This is a genomic window from Acetomicrobium sp., from assembly GCF_059026225.1.
This window is the reverse complement of the sequence record NZ_JBWQOQ010000007.1, coordinates 733,238-749,217: the sequence shown is the minus strand read 5'-3', so window position 1 is coordinate 749,217 and position 15,980 is coordinate 733,238. Positions and strand designations below refer to the sequence as shown.

17 protein-coding genes are annotated in these 15,980 nt (G+C 47.6%); 13 read left to right on the top strand and 4 right to left on the bottom strand.

The window, feature by feature from the left end:
- The first annotated feature begins 165 nt into the window (after positions 1-165).
- The 8 genes from AC5SXE_RS08235 to AC5SXE_RS08200 all read left to right on the top strand — a co-directional run bounded on the left by AC5SXE_RS08235 (position 166) and on the right by AC5SXE_RS08200 (position 10,139).
- A complete protein-coding gene (locus AC5SXE_RS08235) occupies positions 166-1,215 on the top strand; it encodes a glycosyltransferase family 4 protein (protein WP_493917152.1) in 1,050 nt (349 codons plus the stop codon).
- On the top strand, positions 1,209-2,399 hold the full coding sequence (locus AC5SXE_RS08230; RefSeq protein WP_493917151.1) for a glycosyltransferase family 9 protein: 1,191 nt from the start codon (positions 1,209-1,211) through the stop codon (positions 2,397-2,399). The genes AC5SXE_RS08235 and AC5SXE_RS08230 overlap by 7 nt, the downstream gene beginning before the upstream one ends.
- A 2-nt stretch (positions 2,400-2,401) precedes the next feature.
- On the top strand, positions 2,402-3,475 hold the full coding sequence (locus AC5SXE_RS08225) for a glycosyltransferase (protein ID WP_493917150.1): 1,074 nt from the start codon (positions 2,402-2,404) through the stop codon (positions 3,473-3,475).
- Between the two features lie 47 nt (positions 3,476-3,522).
- Positions 3,523-4,740, top strand: coding sequence for an O-antigen ligase family protein (locus AC5SXE_RS08220; RefSeq protein WP_493917149.1), 1,218 nt, complete (start codon positions 3,523-3,525; stop codon positions 4,738-4,740).
- Positions 4,733-5,794, top strand: a complete 1,062-nt coding sequence (locus AC5SXE_RS08215; RefSeq protein WP_493917148.1) for a glycosyltransferase family 2 protein — start codon at positions 4,733-4,735, stop codon at positions 5,792-5,794. Before AC5SXE_RS08220 ends, AC5SXE_RS08215 begins: the two co-directional genes overlap by 8 nt.
- A 14-nt stretch (positions 5,795-5,808) precedes the next feature.
- Positions 5,809-6,819, top strand: coding sequence for a glycosyltransferase family 9 protein (locus tag AC5SXE_RS08210; protein WP_493917147.1), 1,011 nt, complete (start codon positions 5,809-5,811; stop codon positions 6,817-6,819).
- 27 nt (positions 6,820-6,846) lie between these two features.
- Entirely contained in the window at positions 6,847-7,911 is a 1,065-nt protein-coding gene (locus tag AC5SXE_RS08205) for a glycosyltransferase family 4 protein (protein WP_493917146.1), read from the top strand.
- A gap of 413 nt (positions 7,912-8,324) precedes the next feature.
- Positions 8,325-10,139 (top strand): S-layer homology domain-containing protein, encoded by a 1,815-nt coding sequence (locus AC5SXE_RS08200; protein ID WP_493917145.1) that lies wholly within the window; start codon positions 8,325-8,327, stop codon positions 10,137-10,139.
- Positions 10,140-10,197: 58 nt separating this feature from the next.
- Here AC5SXE_RS08200 and AC5SXE_RS08195 read toward each other — a convergent pair whose 3' ends face one another.
- Positions 10,198-11,292 (bottom strand): glycosyltransferase family 4 protein, encoded by a 1,095-nt coding sequence (locus AC5SXE_RS08195; RefSeq protein ID WP_493917144.1) that lies wholly within the window; start codon positions 11,290-11,292, stop codon positions 10,198-10,200.
- Between the two features lie 202 nt (positions 11,293-11,494).
- Here AC5SXE_RS08195 and AC5SXE_RS08190 point away from each other — a divergent pair, with 202 nt between their 5' ends.
- From AC5SXE_RS08190 to AC5SXE_RS08175, 4 genes are read left to right on the top strand one after another with little or no spacing between them, the layout of a single operon-like run.
- Positions 11,495-12,253 (top strand): hypothetical protein, encoded by a 759-nt coding sequence (locus tag AC5SXE_RS08190; RefSeq protein ID WP_493917143.1) that lies wholly within the window; start codon positions 11,495-11,497, stop codon positions 12,251-12,253.
- Between the two features lie 11 nt (positions 12,254-12,264).
- Entirely contained in the window at positions 12,265-13,224 is a 960-nt protein-coding gene (gene pfkA, locus AC5SXE_RS08185) for a 6-phosphofructokinase (RefSeq protein WP_323721134.1), read from the top strand.
- Positions 13,225-13,249: 25 nt separating this feature from the next.
- A complete protein-coding gene (locus AC5SXE_RS08180; protein ID WP_493917142.1) occupies positions 13,250-13,624 on the top strand; it encodes a glutamate cyclase domain-containing protein in 375 nt (124 codons plus the stop codon).
- A complete protein-coding gene (locus AC5SXE_RS08175) occupies positions 13,591-14,106 on the top strand; it encodes a glutamate cyclase domain-containing protein (protein WP_493917141.1) in 516 nt (171 codons plus the stop codon). The genes AC5SXE_RS08180 and AC5SXE_RS08175 overlap by 34 nt, the downstream gene beginning before the upstream one ends.
- On the opposite strand, the gene AC5SXE_RS08170 is transcribed toward AC5SXE_RS08175, so the two are convergent.
- The gene (locus AC5SXE_RS08170) at positions 14,103-14,372 is read right to left on the bottom strand and encodes a ubiquitin-like small modifier protein 1 (protein WP_493917140.1); all 270 of its coding nucleotides are present in this window, start codon (positions 14,370-14,372) and stop codon (positions 14,103-14,105) included. The two genes, AC5SXE_RS08175 and AC5SXE_RS08170, sit on opposite strands and share 4 nt — an antisense overlap.
- Before the next feature lie 2 nt (positions 14,373-14,374).
- The gene (locus AC5SXE_RS08165) at positions 14,375-14,605 is read right to left on the bottom strand and encodes a putative Se/S carrier protein (RefSeq protein ID WP_323721013.1); all 231 of its coding nucleotides are present in this window, start codon (positions 14,603-14,605) and stop codon (positions 14,375-14,377) included.
- 216 nt (positions 14,606-14,821) lie between these two features.
- On the opposite strand from AC5SXE_RS08165, the gene AC5SXE_RS08160 reads away from it, so the two are divergent.
- Entirely contained in the window at positions 14,822-15,250 is a 429-nt protein-coding gene (locus tag AC5SXE_RS08160) for an OmpH/Skp family outer membrane protein (RefSeq protein WP_310850100.1), read from the top strand.
- 93 nt (positions 15,251-15,343) lie between these two features.
- On the opposite strand, the gene AC5SXE_RS08155 is transcribed toward AC5SXE_RS08160, so the two are convergent.
- Entirely contained in the window at positions 15,344-15,916 is a 573-nt protein-coding gene (locus tag AC5SXE_RS08155) for a hypothetical protein (protein ID WP_493917139.1), read from the bottom strand.
- Positions 15,917-15,980 lie beyond the last annotated feature (64 nt).

Genomic DNA, 15,980 nt, shown 5'->3' with positions numbered 1-15,980 from the left:
AATTAGAAATAAATTAGAAATATGGTAAGCTAGGTGAAAGACGTTTTTTAAAAAACGAAAACGGCTTGTTTCGTTATATGGGGTATTGTTAAGTTGATATCACGAAAAAATTAAATCTTGCTATATTTTAAATTTCATATGTTGTGAGGAGAAATTGTTGAAGCGATGGGCAAACCCTTGAAAGTAATGCAAATCCTTCCTGAGTTTCACGAGGGCGGCGTGGAGCGCCACGTTTTGTGGCTTTCCAACGAGATGGCAGAGAAAGGCCATGAAGTGCTCCTTGTCACAAAGGGAGGAAAGCTAGAAAGTCATCTTGATGAAAAAGTCAAAGTTTGGCATCTTCCCGTGCACGCAAAAAACCCGGTCACGGCTTTTTTTTGCGCCATGAGCATTGCCCGGCGGGCTGAAAAAGAAGGCTGGGATATCCTGCACGCCCATTCCCGTGTTCCCTTTTGGATCGCCTGGTGGGCAAGCTGTAAAGGAAGGGTTCCCTGGGTGGCCACTCTGCACGCTACTTTTAAGCATTCACGCGTGCTGCTTCCCTTAAAAAAAGCTTGTGCCTGTATAGCCGTAAGCAGTTCGGTAAAGGATCATTTGACTCCTTACCTTCCAGAAAATTCTTTTGTAATATACAATGGACTACTGCCGATGGAGACGACGTGGCAGGGGAGATTAGACGACAATCCCTTTAAGTTCCTGTTCATAGGGCGCTTGACGCTAAAGAAGGGATTGCAGGTCGCTTTAAAGGCGTTGGCGGACGTGAAGGGAGACTGGGTTTCAGACGTCCTCGGAGACGGACCCGTGAGGAAAGATCTTGAAAGCCTGACCGGCGAGCTCGGGCTTTCCGGCAAAGTCCGATTTTGGGGCTTTCGCGAGGATACCGACGATTGGCTTGCCCGTTGCTCGTGCCTTCTGTTTCCCTCTTTTGAAGAAGGCATGAGCATGACGCTCATAAGGGCGGTAAAGATGGGAGTTCCCGTGCTTGCTTCAGATATACCGTCGGTCAGGGAGCTGTGCCTTAACCCTGAAGCGTTGATTGAGCCCAATGACGAATCGGCATGGAAAAAGGCCATCGAAGTCATGCTAAAAGAAAGAAAGGCTGTCCAACTTTTCGACAGCGGTAAAATACCGACCGTGGAAGAGATGACAAGAAAAGTCTTGGAAGTATATCAAAGATGCATGCCCTTTAAAGAGAAAGAAGTGATATTGTGTTAACTAAAATAAAACAATGGCCTACATCCGTTTCAGGCCATGACTTTACGGTCTCTTTAAACCGAGCTCTGCCGAACGATTATCCTGAAGAACTTTACAGTCCTTGGTATGAGGACCCCATATACAAGACTTTGGATGTAAAAAGGATTTTAGTATACGTGGGTGGCGGAGGAATGGGCGATATCGTGATGATAAATCCCTTTTTCAATGCGCTTCGATCGGCATGGCCTGAAAGTCAAATTACCTGGATTGGCGGGTTTTCCAATCCGATCAAGTGCTTATTAAAGGACAGCGGCCTCATAGATGACGTGCTTTATACGGTGGTAAGAAAGCACAGGCCCTCTGCCTTTCCCGAGTACGTCAAATGGTGGCGTGAAGGAAGACGTATAGGCAAGGTGGATCTATTTGTAGATACGCAGCGTCAGTTCGTTCCCTCCTTGCTTTTTTCTTTATGTTTTAAATATAAGCATCGCATCGGCTACTCGAGCAAATGTTTTTTCAGCGATTGGAAGTTCAAAGAGCCAAACAGACATGAGGTACACGATGCATTCCAAACTTTGGTCATGGCAAGGAGGCTCGGGATCAAACCTCCCAAACCGCTGCATCGCATTTGCATACCCGAAAAAATCGACGAAATTGCACAGAATTTATGGGAAAATTACCGTTTTGGCGAGGCAATCTCGATGTTTCCTTATAGCTCGAAGCTGATAAAGAATTGGGGTGAAGATAATTATACTGCTCTGGGTCGCATACTGCTCGAAAAAGGCTTTAAAGTGCTATTATTTGGCGGGCCAAGCCAATTTGAAAGCTTAAAAAACATGGCCTCTTCGATGGGCGATGGCGCTTACATTCCCTACCTTCTTTCGGATCTTTCCCTTGACGATGAAATGTACCTTTGTATGGCTTTGCTTAAAAGGTCCGCGCTGACGGTATCGGGCGATTCCGGAGGTGCGCATCTGTCTGCGGCTTTGGGTACCAGGACATTGGTAATCAGCTTACTTTCGCGCGTCAGCAAATTTATGCCCCTGGGCGAGCGTGTTTGGAGCATTTATCCCGAAATTGAGTGCTCTCCCTGTCCGGGAAGGGACATGAAGGCCTGCAACGGACAACGATGGTGCGCAGAGGGAATTACCCCGCAGATTTTGTGCGAAGCAGTAGCTTTGCTGCTTGCAAATAAGGAGGTATGACGATGGTAGAAAACAAAAAGGTTCTAGATAAACCTTTAAAGATCGTTCAAGCCATCGATGCCGGTGGTTGGGGCGGGGCGGAAAAAGTCGTGGTGATGCTCGCAAACGGCCTAACGAAGGCGGGCCACGACGTAGAGGTTTGGGTGAGGAAAAATTCTGTTTTATGCCAAGAACTGACGCCTGAAGTAAAGGTAAGGGTCGTCCCCTTTCTAAACGATTATGAACCTTTTACCCCCATGCTTTTCGCAAAAGCGCTTAAAACTCACGATATAGTTCACGTACATTTGGGCCGCGCGGCGATATTAAGCGGTTACATCGCGCACTTTTTATCGCCAAACACGAGAAAGAGGCTGTTGTGTCATATGCACTTATACCATAAACCGAAACATTACAAGGGTCAAAAACAGATCATCTGCGTGTCAAAGGCTGTAGAAGATTACGTTAAAAGGGCCATGCCCTGGGTTGAGCGCACTTGGGTAGTATATAACGGAATAGACATGAAGGATGCAAAAACTTCCCCTCCCCTGATTCCCAAGGACGATCACGCTTTGCGAATTGGACTGCTTGCGACTTTTAAAGCTCAAAAAGGTCACGCTGACTTACTCAAGGCTTTCGCTAAAATTTGTGATGGGCTTCCGGTGAAATTGATACTTGGGGGTGACGGTCCCCTGCTGCCCGACATGAAAAAGCTTGCAGGCGAGCTTGGCATCTCAGAGAAGGTAAAATTTACCGGCTTTATCCCTCCGGACAAAATTTTTCCCTTTTTGAGATCTTTGGACGTTGCTTGTATTCCTTCAAATGCCGAGGGCTTTTGTCTGTCCATGGTAGAGGCCATGGCTTGCGGTCTTCCCGTTGTCGGATATGCTGAAGCGGCCCTTTCCGAGGTGGCTGGCGACGCGGCGATTTTAGTTCCTGTGTGGGACGTCAACGGCTTGGCTGAGTCGCTTAAAAGAGTCGTTGAAGATGAAGAATTAAGGGCCAAGTTGAGCGATATGAGCTTGAAGCGAAGCGAACAATTTACGAAGGAAAGGATGGCCGAAAACACTATAGAAGTTTACAAAGATGCATTGAAATAGCGAAAATTTCGATACGATGAATACGATTTAGCACGGGAGGTTTTTCTATGAACATGAGCCATGTAAAAAACAAATGGCCGATGCACGTATTTTTCATAAGCCAGGGAGTTTCTTTATTTGGCATTGGTTACGCGGTTTTGCCGGTGCTTATACTGCTTTTCTGGCTCGTCAAGACCGCGATTAAAACTCCCGGGATGTTTAAAGATCTCTTCACGGACGATCGTTGTTATTGGGTTTGGATTTATTACCTTTTGTTTATTGTAACGGTGATCATTTCCGATTTAACGGTTGGGGGCAAATTAACTCATTTGGACGGTCCTTTATATAATCTGGCTCTTGGAGTTTACATGCTTTTGGGGTATTTGGTTGCAAAATCTTACGATTCAGATGAAGTGTTTGACCATGCTCACCGATGGCTTGCTCTTTGGCTTTTTTTATTGTTAATAGTTGCTGAAATTTATTATCATGAAATATATAGATATCACCATGGCATATTTGCCCATACGCACGTTTTTTTCAGTGGCCTTGTGATGATAGCTCTCGTAAACGTGGTTTTTTTAATTGAACGCTTTGAATATAAAAGAATTTTATTGTGGTTTTCTTGTATTTTAGCGCTATGGGCATTATTTAGCGCTTATAAGTACTCTATCTCAAACATCGTACCCCATCTTTATATAGTTGGCGTAGTCTTGCTTCTTTTGCTTTCGGGCAGAAGACATTCGATGAGTATTCTAACCTTTTTGTTGTTGGGAACGGCCGTTTTTATTGCCCTAAACTCTAATGTACTGACAAAACTTCAAAACATAGATTTGACGTCACAAGGTTTGTGGATGAATTTGTTGAACCTTCGTGAATATGTGTGGACCGCAACGTTGAGGATCTGTGGCCGCCATCCGCTTTTAGGAGTTGGATCCAGAAATTTTAGCTTCGTTTGCAAGGAAATTTTGGCAGAAATGGGAATAGTAACCCCAGAGGATTTTGCTCACTCCCACAACATCTTTTTTCAGAGCGTTGTTGCACATGGTTTCATAGCGGGCTTTGCCTATCTGGGGATTATGCTTTCTCTTTTTAGGTTGGTGGTGCGATCACTAAAATCCGTTTCCAATGAAATTATGACTTGGGCCGTCTTTTCTATTTTATTTGTGTATGTCTTGCATGGTTTGGTGGACGTTGCCCCCTATAATGAGGAATTAATCCCTTTCATCTGGGGAAGCGTTGGACTCCTCATGGGCATGGTCGCCAAGGAGGTAAAAACGGATGAGTGAAACTTCAAGGGTAAGTGTCATCATACCCGCATATAATTCTGAACAGCACATAGGAAGATTGCTCGAATCTCTCGCGAAGCAAACCCACCGTAATTTCGAAGTCATCCTTGTGGATGATTGTTCAACTGACAATACATATGAAGTGGCAAGAAATTTTATGGAAGAAAATAGAATTGATTATAAAGCTTTAAAGCTGTCGCGCAATCGGGGAGAAAGTTGTGCACGCAACGAGGGATTGAAATTGGCAAGTGGTGAGTATGTTTGTCTGATTGATCATGACGATGCCCTGAAACCAACATATCTTGAAAAATTAGTTAACAAGGCTGACAAGGAAAACCTCGACATGGTTTTTTGCGGTTTTTACGAAATAGATGTGAATGACGGGAGCGTAATATCGCGGTATGACGAGCGATTTGACTACATCACTGGCGTTATAAACGGTATAGATTGTTTCAAAAAAAATATTAAAGACGAAATCTTGGTCATGATATGGGCAACCTTGTTCAGCAAAGAGTTAATAGATAGATTGCAGTTGCGTTTTCCTCCCTTTGTAAAGGTTTTTGGAGACGCAGAATTTGTTTATAAGGCCTTTTTAGAATCAAAGAGGGTTTCGTCCGTCCCCGAGTTGCTTTATTGTTATTACAGGCATCCGCGTCAAACGACGAGGCAGAAATGGCACGATAAGCTTGAATATTGTTTTAGTGTGGGTTTCTCCTTGAAAATGATGAAATATATTCAGGAAAAGGGTTATGGTGAGGAACTGATAACGTTACTGAAAAGATATTACACTTCACGTCAGGCGTTAAAGATGCTATCTAATTTCATTTTACAGGGTGACGATGAGATATACTGGAAGGCGTTGCGTAACCCCAAGATAAGGGAGATGCTAAAATATTCATATCCGACCTTTTGGGATAAACCCGAAGTTCCCTTCAAGGCATTTCTGGCTTTACATTTCCCTAAAATTTTTTACAGAAGGTATGTCAAACAGCGCGAGAAAAACTTCAAAAAACAACTCAATAAAGAAATCTGTCACTTTCAAGAAAGGCAATGAAAGGAGCGCGACGGTTGAAACGTTACTGTCCGCCGCAAGGCAAAGAAGGAGAAAAGCTGCTTTTTATACGCTATAGTGCTTTGGGCGATGTGGTGAGGGGTATCCCGCTTGCCGCGACGATAAAGGAAATCTTGCCAAATGTTCCGCTGACGTGGCTTTTGGTGCATCCTTACGAGGAGTTGGTGAGCGGTCAGCCTTACGTGGATGATGTGTTGGTGTGGGATCGAAGCATCGGTCTCAAAGGTTTCATAGACGTCATTTTAAGGGTCAGGAAGTCCGGTTTTACTCATCTTCTTTCCTTTCAGGGCACCGACAGGTCGGCCATCATCGCCTTGTTTTCCGGGATAAAAAACAGGGCGGGAAGGCACGATTGGGCATCTTTCGTTTATAATCTTCCCAGGGAAGACATCTCTCAAATGCTGGGGCGTCCCGTAAAGGTGGACGAGCATCGCCTTTATTACGTGGTCTCGGACAAGCTCAGGGCCTTCAGGGACGGGCTTTTAAAGAAAGTGCCCTTGCCCAGGATAGCCTGTGTCATAGGAGCAAGCAAGGAGGTCAAAAGATGGCCCCTTTACCATTGGGCTGACCTCATAAATATGATCGCTTCATCAAATGGAAGCGCCGTTTTGCTCGGCCACGGAGAAGACGAAAAAAACATGGCCAAGGAAATTGAGGAGGTTTTATCTTCAAGAGCAGCTGAAAAGACAGTAAATTTAGTCGGAAAGTTGCGATTAGACGAGATGGCTGCCGTCATCGAGGGTTGTGATGCGGTAATCGGCGGTGATACGGGGCCGATGCACTTGGCTTTGGCATTGCATAAGCCCGCGATAGGGTTTTTCGGTCCCACCCTTCCGAAGCAGGTTGGCCTCGAAGCTTTGAGCGTCAAGATCGCTGTCTCTTGCGAAAAAGCGGGCTGTCAAAACTGGGATTGCCCGAAAGGGTGTCTTTCGGGCATAGGCCCGGAAAATGTATTTGAAGCTTTGCATAAACTGAGCTTCAATATCGAGGTCCGAGATGCCCTTTGAAGTTTTTGTTTTGAAGGAGGATTGTAATTGGCGATCAAGGTGTTGCATGCCATTGACGGAAGAGCTTGGGGAGGAGCCGAGAAGGTAGTTGCCATGATAGCCTCAGGCCTTAAAAAGAAGGGCTATTCCGTCAGTATATGGACATCGAGAAAGGGCGGATGCGCATCGATATTTCGAGAAAAGTTAAATGAAGGGGTGGAAATAAAGGAGTTGCCCCTTTTAAATGACGCCGATGTCATTACGATGGCGCATTTTCATCGCGCTTTAAGAAGGTACGACGTGGTTCATCTCCACTTGTCCCACGCGGCGGTACTTTGTGCGTTTGCCTTAGCTTTTCTGCCAAAACGATACAGGCGCAAGGTAGTGTGCCATTTTCATATTTTCACGGCTAACCCAAAACACTACAAGGCGTATTCCCAAGGAATTTGTGTATCAAAAACTGTCGAAAAAAACGTAAAGGCAAGTATGCCCTGGATGCGTACGTGGTGCGTCTATAACGGCATAGACATGAGCGAGGCAGCGGGTTGTTCGCCTCTTTTGCCTTCCTCCGACAAGATGAGGATCGGGTATCTGGCCAGGATGAGCGAAGGTAAGGGTCACGAAGACTTGATCAAAGCCTTTGCAAAGCTGGCGAAAGGCGAAAATGTCGAATTGATAATCGGTGGAGACGGCAAACTTATGCCATACCTCCAAAACCTGGTTAAAGAAATGGGCCTCGTTTACAAAGTAAAATTTTTGGGTTTTGTCGATCCGAAAGATGTTTTTTCCTTTTGGAAATCCATTGATATAGCATGTTTCCCTTCGTATGCAGAAGGGTTTGGCCTGGCTGTGTTTGAGGCAATGGCTTCGCGAGTGCCCGTAGTTGCCTATGCGAATCCGGCCTTTGTGGAAGCTGTGGCGGGAGCAGGTGTCCTTGTTCCAATTGGTGACGTCGAAGCTTTGGCGCATTCGCTCCAGAATTTGCTTGACGACGGCGATTTGCGTCTGCGTTATCAAAGGCTTGCATACGAAAGGGCACAAAACTTCACAAAAGAATCTATGGTGGAGGGAGTGGCATCCGTCTACCGCGAGATTTTGAGCTCATCTCTTTGAAGCAGGGGTTAATTAGAACATAATATGTAATAAATTGGGACTTAAGACCTATTGTCTTCATGTGCGGTAATCACTAGCATATATAGTGAAATGTGAGTAAAGATCTTGTTCTTGCTTGCATTTAACTTCTAAGGTCAGTCTTTGACCGCAAAAAAGCACCTTGACAATGTAACCTTGGTACAGCTTCTAACACCTGCGTCGATCCCCGAAGGCAATGAAAGGAGGTGCGAAGACCCCCGGCCAAAAAGGGAGAGCGGGTGAGGAAGGCGGAAAGGAAGGCACGCGAAGGCGCGACTTTTCGAGGGAAAAAGGGGAAGGAAACGAGGAAACTTCTTCAAAATCCCCCGAGGAAGCGCAAAGAGGTGTCCTTTGGTCCGCAAAATATAGACATTCACCAAGGGGGTTGAATGAACATGAAGAAGTTACTAGCATTGGTAGCTGTCTTTGCCCTTGTGGCATTTGCAGCTCCTGCCTTTGCGGCAAATCCCTTCGTTGACGTTCCCATGAACCACTGGGCTTACGACGCAGTATCGCACTTGGCCGCAAAAGGCATAATTCAGGGTTACCCAGACGGCACATACAGAGGCAACCAACCCATGACGCGTTACGAGATGTCCATGCTCGTAGCCAGGGCATTGGCCACCGTCGACATGGAGAAGGCCAGCAAGGAAGACGTCGAGATGCTCAAGAAACTGGTCGTCGAGTTCAAAGACGAGCTTGATGCTCTCGGAGTTAGGGTTGACGCCCTCGACGAGCGAGTAGCCGTCTTGGAAGAAAACCTCGGCGGATGGAAGTTCTGGGGAGAGCTGCGTTTCGACGCCCGCTGGGCCGATGAGGGCGACAGAGCCTACGCCAACAGCGACAGCCAGAGTGGCTATCGTCACAACGGCGAAAATGAGTTCGATCTGAACAGGTATCGTCTGTGGATGAGCCGTCAGATCGACGATAAGACGAAGTTCACAGCTCGTCTTGGCCGCAGCGGCAGTAAAGACGTTGGCTGGGAACGTTACTTCGCTACGATCCAGTTACCTTGGGATTCTTTCCTCATGGCAGGTAGATGGAACTACGACTGGGAAGGCGAAGCGGGCCTTTACATCGACGAAGACGCGTGGTTTAGCGACCAAACGTTGACGGGCTTTTACTGGAGGAAGAACCTGGCTAGCGGCGATATAACCTTCTTTGTTACTCATGATGATGAATACGACGAGACTAAAGCCTATCAGCAGCTCAAGGACATGTACAACTACGGCGCACGCTTCAACTTTAACATGAACGACAAATTCCGCATCGCCATCAGCGGGCTGTACTTCGACTACGACAACGACGGAACTGCGAAGATGGGCTACAGCAGTGCTAACGAACCTAGATATCTGTACGATCCAGTAAGTGATGATGTTATCCCGTCGAAGCCAGTGGCAGTAGGTAAAACTGCTCCTATAGTTTACGAAGGTCAGGTGTTTTATGTTAACAGCGATGTAGTTCTTAATCCTGATACAAAGTTGATCGATGGTAAGGAATATCAACTTGTTGTGGATGGAGTTACATTAAAGGGAAAATATGATAAGGATAAAGACGGATTTGTAGTTTCAAAGGACGTAACGATAGACGTTACAACTACGGCATTTGAATCCAAATACTACGACTACGGCGTCTACTGGGCAGATTTCGGTGTCAAATTCTCTCCGGGATTCGAGTTCAAGGGTGCTTACTACATCCAGGATCACGATGGACCCAGCGGAGTGAAGCACTTTGACGATTCTCCCAACGCCTACAAGGCTATTATTGACGTATCTCAAGACGTCATGAAGTTTACGAGCCTCTGGATCGAGTACGCCAAATTTGATCCCAACTTCCACACTGCTCTTGATCCCTGGGACGCCTTTGGCGCTGAGCTTACGCCAAACTTGACAATGCCTGCGGTAGCGAACGTTTGGGAGACCGAAGTGATCTTTGTCAGCTTGCAGCAGCAGTGGAGCGACAAGTGGGTGACCTATCAGCGCTACGGACAGTTCGATCACAGCATGGAGGGCTACGCCCGTCAACATTACGGTCCTGGCAGCTATGACATCACTAACTGGACCTTCGGCGTGCAGTACTGGTACACCCCGACTGTCATGTTTGAACTGGCCTACGACGACGTAGATTACGACGACGGATGGACCAAAAATATTGACAAGGACCTTAAAGACGACAATTTAATCCGCTTCCGCACCTACGTATTCTTCTAAGGTTCGTTTTTGAAATAAGGTCAAAAAAGACCGGGCAATTTGCCCGGTCTTTTTTATGTCAGCCTACCAAAGGATAAAAAGACTGGTAAACCTCAAGATATGATGTTGCTACGCGCGAGACGTCAAGTTTTGCGGCTTTCTGCATCGCTTGGGCCCGCATCTTGCCGTCGGGGAGGTGATTTAAGGCCCTTTGAAGTGCGCCTCTCAGCGAATTGACGTTGCCCGGTTCGGCAAGCCAGCCGTTTACGCCTTCTTTTACGATGTCTGGGGCCCCGCCGCAGTCAAAGGCGACTGCCGGAAGTCCCGCGGCCAATGCCTCGACCAGGGCCAAGCTGAAGCCCTCAGGGCCTCCGGAGCCTGGCACGTAAAACGACGGCTGAACGAAAAGGTCTGCTGCCCAAAGGTAGGGCCTTACGTCTTCTGTGAAGGGAAAAAAACGCACCTTGCCGGGGTCAGTTTCGGCGAAATACCTTTTTGTCTTTTGAAGCAGGTCTTCCTTCATGGGGCCATCTCCCACGATCCAAAGGCAAAAAGGTTTGTCGGTCTTTAGCGAGGCTGTCGCTTCGATCAAAAGGTCAAAGCCCTTCCAGGCGACGAAGCGGCCCATCGCGAGCAATACCAGGGTATTTTCATCGGTGCCCTCGGCACTTCTAAATCGGGTTCTTTCCTCTTCCTTTGGGGCGTAGTCGGCCACGCGTATCGGGTTTGCGATGATCACTATTTTCTCGCCGCCAAAGCCTTGGTCTTTCATGTGTCGTGCCACGGCGCGAGAGGGGGCGACGAGGAGCGAGCTGTTTACGTAATATTTGCCCTTTGGGTATTTATCCACCGTCGAAACGACGGGGATTCTGGCCTTTGTTGCCCAGTATCCTGCGATTGCGGAAGCCGTTGAAAGGCGGGTATGCACGACGTCGGGCCTGAAGTCTTCAAGTATTTCTTTAAAACCCCTGCACAGGGGCGGACACCACGCCGCGGCGGGCTTATAAGCAAACACCTTAAATCCTGCTTCTTCAGCTTGTCTTTTTAACGTGCCGCCGGGTCTGCAAAGGATGGCCTGCTCGACGTCATCCTTTTTACCGATCTCTTCGAGGAGCTGAAGCCATGGCTTGCTCCAGGACAACATGTTTTCATCAACGTAATGAAGTATTTTCATTTGCCACTCTGCCTTTCTCGTGTTATTGCAATCCTATTTAGGGGATTTCATTTTATATTATACTTTAAGTCATCCTTTAGGGAATGATGTCACCTTTCGCATACGCAAGTCCTGCTCTTTTATTTTGAGCTCCTGTGGGCTATAATTTTTCAGGCTTATATGCCTTTTTTAAGAAAAATTCGAGCGTCATGGGGGTTTTAAGATGAAAAAAAGCGTAAGGGCAATTTTTTGCGTTTCGGTTATTTTGCTTTGCATGTTTACATTTGTGACCTTTTCTTTGGGAGCTGACTTTGATTCTGTTTTGCAGAAATGGAGCAGGACCTATAAGACGAAGGGCGAACTGGGAGATGAACTTGTGATAACGGCCACTTATTACTCGGCAGAGTACATAGAGGCGCTGGTTCAAAAAGAGGCCGAGCTGAACCTTTGGACCGAAAGCGAGATGGAAGACTACAAATACGAGCTGTTAAAAGTTTTAAAGCTCACCGAGTACATTCCCATAATGCTTTCCTTTGATATGAAGGGCTCACCTCTGAGGATGGCTCCCTTCGACAGCAAAGTGACGCTGTGGGCCGGCAGTAAGAAACTCTCTCCCGCCGATTACGACAAGCGCTTTAATTTTAAGTTGTCAGGATACAGGGAAGGCCTTGTTTACTTCCCTCGCTACGACGAAAACGACAAACCCTATCTTGAAGGCATCTTGACTTTAAAACTTACGATAGACGGCGATATCGGTCCCATAACGATGGGAAGGCAGATAGATTTTTACTGGGACGTATCGCATGACGATCCTTCAAGGCTGTATGCGGGGCGTGCAGCGGCTCGCCTTGAACTAGAACGGCTGATCAAGAGGTTAAACCAGCTTAAAGACGAAAAAAGCAAGCTGGAAGAGCAAATCGCGGGGATAGACAAGGAGATCCAAATGGTGCAGTCTCGCATTGAAGAGCTTGAAAGGGAGTAGTTTCGATGACCATTAAACGCATTGGCGTTCTTACAAGCGGGGGCGATGCTCCGGGCATGAACGCCGCCATCAGAGCAGTCACGAGAAGCGCCATTTATGAGGGCCTTGAGGTCGTGGGGATAAAGCGGGGCTTTGAAGGCCTGCTCGAAGGAGACGTGATCCCTTTGATGAGCAGGACTGTGGGGGGCATCATCCACAGGGGAGGGACCATACTTCGGACCGCGCGGAGCGAGCGCTTCAAGAGGCCTGAAGGGCTGCTTGAGGCCTTAAATCGCTTGAAGGAACTTTTTATCGATGCCTTAGTTTTAATAGGCGGAGAGGGCACCTTAAAGGGCGCCTGGACGCTTTACGAAAAGGGCTTCCCCACCGTGGGCATCCCCTGCACGATCGATAACGACATAGCGGGCACGGACATCACCGTAGGGTTTGATACGGCCGTAAATACAGCGCTTGATGCCATCAGAAAGCTTCGCGATACGGCCTCAAGTCACGACAGGCTTTTTATAGTGGAAGTCATGGGACGGGAGGCGGGTTTTCTGGCCGCCGACGTCGCCCTGGCCTCGGGGGCCGAATATGTGCTGATACCTGAAATCCCCTTTGACCTGGACAAATTATGTCAAAGGCTTCGCTATGCGAGAAGGCAGGGCAAGACTCATTCGCTCATCATCGTGGCCGAAGGCGTGATGGGCGCACCCGATTTGGCTGCTCGGCTTAAGGATACCGCAGGCTACGAAGCGCGCGTCACCGTTTTGGGCCACATACAGCGTGGGGGAAGCCCCACGGCTGCCGACGCGATCCTGGCCTCCAAAATGGGAGCATGCGCCGTTGAAACGCTGCTCGAAGGCAAGTCAGGTGTCATGGTGTGCTGCCAAAATGGCCATATGGTCACGCGCCCTTTGCCTGTGGCTTGGGAGGAAGAAAAAATTTTGAGCGATGAGGTTCTGTCTCTCATGGAAATGCTTTCAATATAATGAGGCGAAGAAAGGCAACTACATCATGTGCGGCGAGGATTTGATAAAAAACGTTTCATTCATCGTGGCTTCGGGTTCTGCGCGCAAAGGTGCGTCTTTGCTTTCAAATGAACATCACTGGAAAAATGCCCTTGAACTTCTGCTTTTGTGTAAGCGTCCCGTGATCGTCACGGGTTTTTACGCGAAAGAAAGGCGTGCACCCGAAACGGACGGCCCCATGGGTGCCGCCATTTTAGGTCGGGCTTTAAAAAGCTTGGGTAAAAAGGTATTGTTGGTGACCGATTGGCGATGTCGCGGCGTCGTTGAAGCGGCGTCTTTGCCCGCGAGGGGGCCAAAGACGCTGGTAGCTTCGGGGGAGAACAGATTTTGCGACTTAGACCGGACCTTCTGGTCTTCCTAAAAAGGCCCGGCAAGGCAAGGGACGGCAGGTATTATAACATGAGAGGACTTGATATAACTGACGTGACTGACCCCCTTGACGAGGCGGTTTCAATCGCTAAAGACGTTTCAGAAAACTTAAAAGTAATTGGCATTGGAGATGGCGGGAACGAAGCCGGGATGGGATTTTTTCTGCAGGAGCTCCTATTATCCGAGCCCGAGTTTGGCAAGTATTTCTCCGTCGTCAAAGGTGACGCAGCAATTGCCTGCGACGTATCAAATTGGGGGGCTTACGGATTGGTTGCTTTGATGTCTTGCGTCACAGGGAGGTTCTTATTACACGACGAAGGCGAAGAGCTTCAGATGATCATGGCAATGCTTGACGCAGGCGCCGTTGACGGTAAGACCTTAGAAAAAAGTCCCTTCGTAAAGGGCCTTCACTTATCGAGAAACCAGGAAATCGTATCTCGCCTAGGCTTGGTTGTGAAAGAAACTTATCTTTAACCTCCCGCCACGGGCGGGAATATATCTATGGTACAGTCTTCGCTTAAAGGGGTATCTAAACCTTGAAGGTGTGCGATGTGGGTGCCGTTTACAAGCACAATTGCACCCGGAATTAAAGAGTCGCCTTGCAGCAACAGCTTTTCAAAACAATTGCCGTATTCGCAGACGAGTCCTTTTAAAAGCTCACCCACGGTTTTATATCCTTTTGTGTTTTTTTCTTTTGTGCCGGTTATCTCTCTTAATGTGGCGTAAAATTTTACGATCATTTTTAGTCCTCCAGGTGGTGGAAGGCTTCCACCTCGATGTTTTTTAAATTGCAAATATTTTTTATTTCTTTTTCGGCCTCGCATGAATACCTGCAGGCAAGTCCGCAGCTTGCCGAAATCTTCCGCGGCACGGGAACGATTCTTACGTCATAGCCTGCTTTTCTGCACTCTTTCTCAAACCTCAAGGCCATGTGCGTGACAAAAAAGGTAGCAATGCAGGTCAAAATTATCACCTCTAAAGCGTAAGCGCAAAGAACTGTCTTAGGTAATTATACCTGGACTTAAGGGTTTTGTAGAAGTAAAATTTGTCTGTCCTGGTCAACTTGAAGGAAGATCTCGCAAAATTTGCGGATGGTACAAGTTTTGCGAGCGTTGTATATTCTTGTGATGCAGGAAAAGCTTTTTGTCTTAAATTTTTATCGCGTATATTTGTAGGAGGGTGGTAAGTAGTGGTTCGCAAAATGGTTTTTGTGTGTTTGGTTGCCGTCCTTTGTTCTGTTGTGGCCTCCGGCGTCGCATTGGCGGATGAAAAGATAGCCATCATCGATCCGCAAAAGGTGTTGTTTAATCATCCGAAATTTCAGGAGACGCAAAAGCAGATCCAGACCATGATGGACAAAAAACAGCAGGAGACGAAGATGGCAATGGAGGCCGTCAAAGGCGAGGATGAGCAAAGAAGGGTTTTTTTGCAGAAAAGACAGGAAGCGGCCATCGAGGAGCAAAAGTTGATGGAAAGTTTATTTAAGGATATCGATATGGCCATCCGTGTAGTGGCCCAGGCAAAGGGTTTCACCCTTGTCTTGGACAAAAACCAGGTCTTTTTTGGCGGAACGGATATTACCAACGACGTTGTGCTTGAGTTAAACAAGAAAAAGTAAGCTTGAAACTTCCTCAAACTAGAACAGCAAGCGAAAGCTCGCGTGAGCCTTCGCTTGCTGTTCTTTCGTGCCTTTAAGCTTTATTAAGCGGTATTATGGTAATTTTTCTTCCGCTTCTTCCGTCAAGTCTTCGTGAGTCTCCTCAGGAGCCGGAGTTTGCTCGCTCATTTCCGTGATTTCTGCCTCTGCATCGGGTTCGATGTTAGAAGACTCTTCTGAAACTTGAGGCGTCTCCGCTTCAGGTACAGGAGCTTCCTTTGTTTCAGGTTCTTCTACTTCTGCTTCGGGTTCCGGTTGCTCTATTTCCTGAAGCTCTTCGTGCTCGATGACTTCACCGGTTGGGGCTTCCGCCGGAGCTGTCACGTCTTCTGGTTCCCGATCGACCTCTTCTGCAGCTTCTTCTTCGGCGGGTACTTCCTCTGCAGCCTCGGGCGCTTCTTCAGTAACCTCAGGTGCCTCCTCTGCAGCCTCGGGCGCTTCTTCAGTAGCTTCAGGTGCTTCCTCTACGGCCTCCGGTTCTTCTGTTTCTTCCGGCGCCGTTTCGGTTACGGCGGCTTCTTCTTGCGTTGGTTGGGCTACCTCGACGGGAGCCTCCTTCGGCCTCAAAGCCAATACTCCCAAAATGATCAAAACTACGACGATTACCACGATCCACACTTTTTTCATCCAAGTTCACCTCCTCTGTGAATTATGTTATAACTTGTTACATACACAGGGGCTCATCCCCTTC